Origin of the sequence: Ectobacillus panaciterrae DSM 19096, assembly GCF_000430785.1 — a bacterium.
Classification (GTDB): domain Bacteria; phylum Bacillota; class Bacilli; order Bacillales; family Bacillaceae_G; genus Ectobacillus; species Ectobacillus panaciterrae.
In genome coordinates this window covers 26337-30959 of sequence record NZ_AUMR01000060.1, presented here as the reverse complement: position 1 = coordinate 30959, position 4623 = coordinate 26337, and the positions used below count along the sequence as shown (strand labels likewise).

Sequence of the window (4623 nt, the reverse complement as noted above, 5' to 3'; positions counted from 1 at the left end):
ATTTGTTTGTAAATATCGAAAAAAGTTGTTGATTCAACTTGGAAATGATGTGAAACAACTCATGCACGATATAGCCAATAGATACCATTTTAGAATAGTCGAAATAGAAGTAGATAAGGATCATATCCATTTGCTTATTCATTATGAACCTAAGATGGGTATTCTTGAAATCGTAAGACTACGCAAGCAAATGACTGCGTTTCACATTTGGAAACAACATGAAACGTATTTTTCCAAACATTTTTGGAAGGAACGAACCTTTTGGAGTGACGGATGTTTCGCTTGTTCCATTGGAAATGTCAGCAAAGAAACGATTCAAAAATACATGCAAGAACAAGGATGAAAACCGTGGGCGTAAAACCACGAATATAAAAAAACTCCTCTTTCTATCGTAAAGAGGAGGGGAAATACAGACAATCTCATATTGACAAATTTGTTTTGCTGCACAAATAAGTTTTACAAGCTAAGCTTCTCAATAGTTAATGATGCAGCATTAATTCTGTTTCCATTTAGAATTGGTAGTAAGGTGTTTGTAGTTGACCCTATATTTCTAAGTGTTAGTGTTGAACATCCTGGTATATTGATAATAGCTTGTCCAGTGAGCATCAGGCTTGCTCCATCCACTTGTCTTTGTATACCATAATTAGTAAGGCGTCCGCCTACTAAAGAATTATTTAAAACTAAACCATATACGGACATAGAAGCAGGACCATCAATTAATAATACATATTCGATTCTATAGTCTCCTGGTTCAGGAATTATTAGAGTGTCACTAGGTGGGGTAAACACTATGTGATTTAATGGACCGTTTCTATTAAATTTTATGTTTGCACCTGATTTGACTTCTATAGGCTTGAGGCCTACAAGTGTAACGTAACCATAGGCTGGCTTTGATATTGTTATTCACCTCCTCATTTACTATTCTTATCATTGTATGTGATCAGGTTAAAAATGATTGTATGCTTGTCCAATTTTCGTACATTACTAGCAGAAGGTCGGCCTTGTTGCTTCACATGTTTACCTTTCCGTTGTGCCGAGTGTTGTTAATTTTCAGACATAATAAAAACGCCGCCTATTACGAAATTAGCCCGCAATAAAAGACGTATGACCGGAGCGTTACGATGTTGTCAAGTTAGCGTTAAGTCAACGAATAAGCCAACGTAAAAAACGCTGAGAAATCAGCGTTTTCCTTTAGTTTTCGCTAATGTATGACCACTGTATGACTAAAAAACTGATTTATGTACTTGGTGTTCAGTTCCTTTTTTAATCGCTTTTGCCAATAAAACCCTCCTTTCAGTAAATTCTGAGGGAGGTTGGTGGGGAATTAACCTGAATTCCTTATATAATAGAAACAGGAGTGGAATTAGTTTATAAAATAGAAACCTTCGAACACAAGATCTGAGGTCTTAATTCTTAATTTTTTGTGGTCACAGAGATGCTCAAAATCACAGTTATATCAACACTTGCAGTTCACTCAAAACCCAAAATTTCTTCCTAACAAACCCTTACCTCATGCCTATTTTCTTTCCAATCTGCTCCATCACTTTCTCCAACTCATCCGGCTTCAAAAACTCAATCGGAGAAAATCCTTTTTCAAACGTAAGCGTATCCGCTTCAATCATCAGTACATACTTGTCATTCATTTTCGCAATATGAATCTGCTCGCCAAAATCCGCCAGTAAGCCTTTTACGGAAATAGGGTCGGCTTTCAGCTTCAATTCCACTTCCGGGGCATGCTCGACGATCTGAGCAGCAACTTCCATGACTTCTTCGGTAGAGAAATGTTTTAATAAGTACATCCGTTAAAGTCGCTTTGAAAGACTCTCTAAATACCTTTAACTATTCTTTACAGTCATAAGAATATATTAAGTACTTATGTTTCAATTTCGGAATCATGGATAGTAGGGGCGTTATAGGGGGAGCTTGCAAAGGCCTAGGAGGTTTGAAGTTATCAGCTATTTACATAGTTCTGATACATTTAAATTTGATGATAGTAAATACATACAGACTTTACAGAAGTTTGATGCAGGGATACAGCAGGGAGCTAAATAAGCTCCTTTTTCTGTTATCTTTGGGCATTTTGGGTATACTACAGCTAAAACATCCAATCTGAGGAGGGAGCAGTATGTTAAAGGATACAGACAAAGTTTCTCTAGTTGATGAGGATAAAATAATGGATGCCATTAGTCAGCTAAGGAGTCAGGGATTAACTACTGATGAGATACAAGAGTCTTTAGGCTATATAGATGAGCCTTTAGTTAACAGCTTAATAACTGAGGTAATTGATATTGAGGAGACAAGCAAAGGAAGGAGCTAATTAAGCTCCTCTTTTTCTTTTGTTTTATAAATCCTTATGCTCATATTTGATTACTCTTACATTACCAGTATTAACATCCATTGTAATTGTATCTTTGCCAATAGTGTTATGAGCTCCTTCAAAGGGTAAAATTTGAACTTTTACAGTAAATGAATATCCACCCTCAGTTTGCCTTTTTATGTCAAGAAATTCTGCATCAAACAAGTCAAATTGTGTTAGTTCTCCATAATGTCCTGCTACTGCATTAGCTATATGTGGTGTTAGAGTAGTGATTAGAGTATCATGTATTAATCTTTCTTTAGTATCCTGTATCTCAGCCTGAACTGTTGAGCAAACAAAAAATAAAACCATTGATAAAGCAATTAATAATCTTTTCATCTGTTCACTTCATGATTCAATTACCTATAGCAAAGTAATAATAGTTTGAGTAATGCAGACTTCATAAATTCAAGCAATCAGGACAAAATACATCCACTATCTGACTTTAATTTTGTAGACAGGTATAACATGGAGGAGCTTACAACATGAGACCAAAAGTTTTATTCAGCATCTTTGCTTTTTTTGTTCTAATGGTAACCGGACAACCGCTACAGGCAGAATCCACCCTAAAATCAACTAATAGTGGCATGGCAACAGGAAAGGAAAAAGTAAACTATATATTTCCTGCCAACAAAGACAAGGCATTTGATGAAACTGTAGATGAGTTTTATCAAGCATTGAGGACAAGAAAGTATCCTGTGCATCAAAAGATTTACCATAAGATCAAAAATAGTCAACATCCTAGAGCTACTAGAGATTTAAATACAATATTATTTAAAGAGTATCCTAATGCATCTATAAATTTTAGAAAGAAAGTCCTCTTCAAAGAGGTTGAGAAATTTAATTACATAACATGGGATGAGTATCCTCTTTATCCCTTCCATACCTATCCTGACATTCCGCAGTATAGGCCTCTACATTCCTACAGCACTAAGGTCTGAGCCTCTTTTACATACTCTTGTATAAACCTAGTCAAATTTGAGATGTGTCTAATTTTAGAAAAGTATGAGGTAGAAATGCCTGAGGGCAGAAAATAAGGAAGGGAAAGGCTCTATACATGTAGAATAGTGATGTATTCTAATGTTTGGAGGTCATGTTATGACATTGATTGCAAATAGTATTAGTGTTGTTGGAGGACAGGAATTAGAGCAGGATAGTCCTGAGGCTCAAGCCATTCAACTGCTTTTTGGATATGGGGATAAGATCATAGATATTATCAACTCTATGCCGCCTAGTGAGGTAGAGATTGAAGTATTTATGCAGGATGATATAACTTTTGTACAAGGTGATAACTACACAGCAGTTATCTCTAAAGCAGGGGATATTCTTCATGCTAACTTAGGAGATTATTGAGGTAATACATAAGCTATAAGACAGTAGGAAGAGCCTTTATAGGCTCTTTTTAAAATGTATGTTTTCTCCATAATAAGATTTTTCCAAGCAATATTATCATGATTTTCATTATTTGGGTATTACTTTTCTTCACTCAATTAATATGCTGGATTAGTTAAATAAGAAAAACAACATAATTCTTTAACAAAGCCAATGAAATAAAATACCACTTCTGAATTTTGCATCAGAAGTGGTATATCAAATAGATATATGGAAACCTTAAACAACTCCAATAACCCTATTTTTTCCGTATTTTTGATCACTTTTTTGCCTCAAACATGCATCGTACCAGTCTTCCTCCCAATCCTCTCCATCACCTTCTCCAACTCATCCGGCCTCAAAAACTCAATCGGAGAAAATCCTTTCTCAAACGTAAGCACATCCGCCTCAATCATCAGCACATATTTGTCATTCACTTTAGCGATATGAATCTGCTCGCCAAAATCCGCCAGAAGTCCTTTCACGGAAATATGGTCAGCCTTTAGCTTCAATTCTACCTCCGGGGCGTGCTCCACGATTTGTGCGGTCGCTTCCATGACTTCTTCAGTAGAGAAATGCTCCATCATCTCCCGTTTCGGACTCGCAGACCAAATCTCTATCGCTTCCTCGAACTGTTGCCGTTCTTCGCTTTCTTCCTCGAACACTTCTTCAATGCGGTCGCATACTATCGGCGTTACTTGGTTCTTTACAATTTCCGGCATGGATTGTTCGTATTGGACGAACTTCAAAAAATCTTCGAAGTAGCGGGCATGGGAAGACTAGTGGATTTTCAGCTCCCGCTCTTCAATCATGCCTTCTTCCGGCATGTACGGATATTGAATCGACTTCATGTTTTTTGTAGTGATGGCCATTTCGACATTGCGAATGAGCGTGGC

Annotated in this window: 6 protein-coding genes and 2 pseudogenes; 4 read left to right on the top strand and 4 right to left on the bottom strand. The window is 36.7% G+C overall.

Annotation, left to right across the window (positions count from 1 at the left end):
- On the top strand, positions 1-343 hold a 343-nt coding region (gene tnpA, locus H540_RS0115090; protein WP_028401374.1), incomplete at its 5' end, for an IS200/IS605 family transposase.
- Between the two features lie 1162 nt (positions 344-1505).
- On the opposite strand, the pseudogene H540_RS0115085 reads toward tnpA, so the two are convergent.
- Positions 1506-1793 (bottom strand): annotated as a pseudogene (locus H540_RS0115085) (DUF3898 domain-containing protein); the annotation flags it as partial.
- A 332-nt stretch (positions 1794-2125) separates the two neighbouring features.
- Here H540_RS0115085 and H540_RS0115075 point away from each other — a divergent pair.
- Positions 2126-2317: a hypothetical protein gene (locus tag H540_RS0115075; RefSeq protein WP_028401372.1), complete on the top strand. Its 192-nt coding sequence runs from the start codon at positions 2126-2128 to the stop codon at positions 2315-2317.
- Positions 2318-2341: 24 nt separating this feature from the next.
- Here H540_RS0115075 and H540_RS0115070 read toward each other — a convergent pair whose 3' ends face one another.
- Positions 2342-2695, bottom strand: coding sequence for a DUF3888 domain-containing protein (locus H540_RS0115070; RefSeq protein WP_028401371.1), 354 nt, complete (start codon positions 2693-2695; stop codon positions 2342-2344).
- Between the two features lie 146 nt (positions 2696-2841).
- Here H540_RS0115070 and H540_RS0115065 point away from each other — a divergent pair, with 146 nt between their 5' ends.
- Both H540_RS0115065 and H540_RS0115060 read left to right on the top strand, forming a co-directional pair.
- Complete coding sequence (locus H540_RS0115065) at positions 2842-3297, top strand: hypothetical protein (RefSeq protein WP_028401370.1); 456 nt, start codon at positions 2842-2844, stop codon at positions 3295-3297.
- A 157-nt stretch (positions 3298-3454) separates the two neighbouring features.
- The gene (locus H540_RS0115060) at positions 3455-3709 is read left to right on the top strand and encodes a hypothetical protein (protein ID WP_028401369.1); all 255 of its coding nucleotides are present in this window, start codon (positions 3455-3457) and stop codon (positions 3707-3709) included.
- A 311-nt stretch (positions 3710-4020) separates the two neighbouring features.
- Here H540_RS0115060 and H540_RS35385 read toward each other — a convergent pair.
- Together H540_RS35385 and H540_RS35575 are read right to left on the bottom strand one after the other, a co-directional pair.
- Positions 4021-4494 (bottom strand): annotated as a pseudogene (locus H540_RS35385) (DUF3898 domain-containing protein); the annotation flags it as partial.
- 12 nt (positions 4495-4506) lie between these two features.
- A partial coding sequence (locus tag H540_RS35575) for a DUF3900 domain-containing protein (RefSeq protein WP_211241899.1) occupies positions 4507-4623 on the bottom strand: 117 nt, incomplete at its 5' end.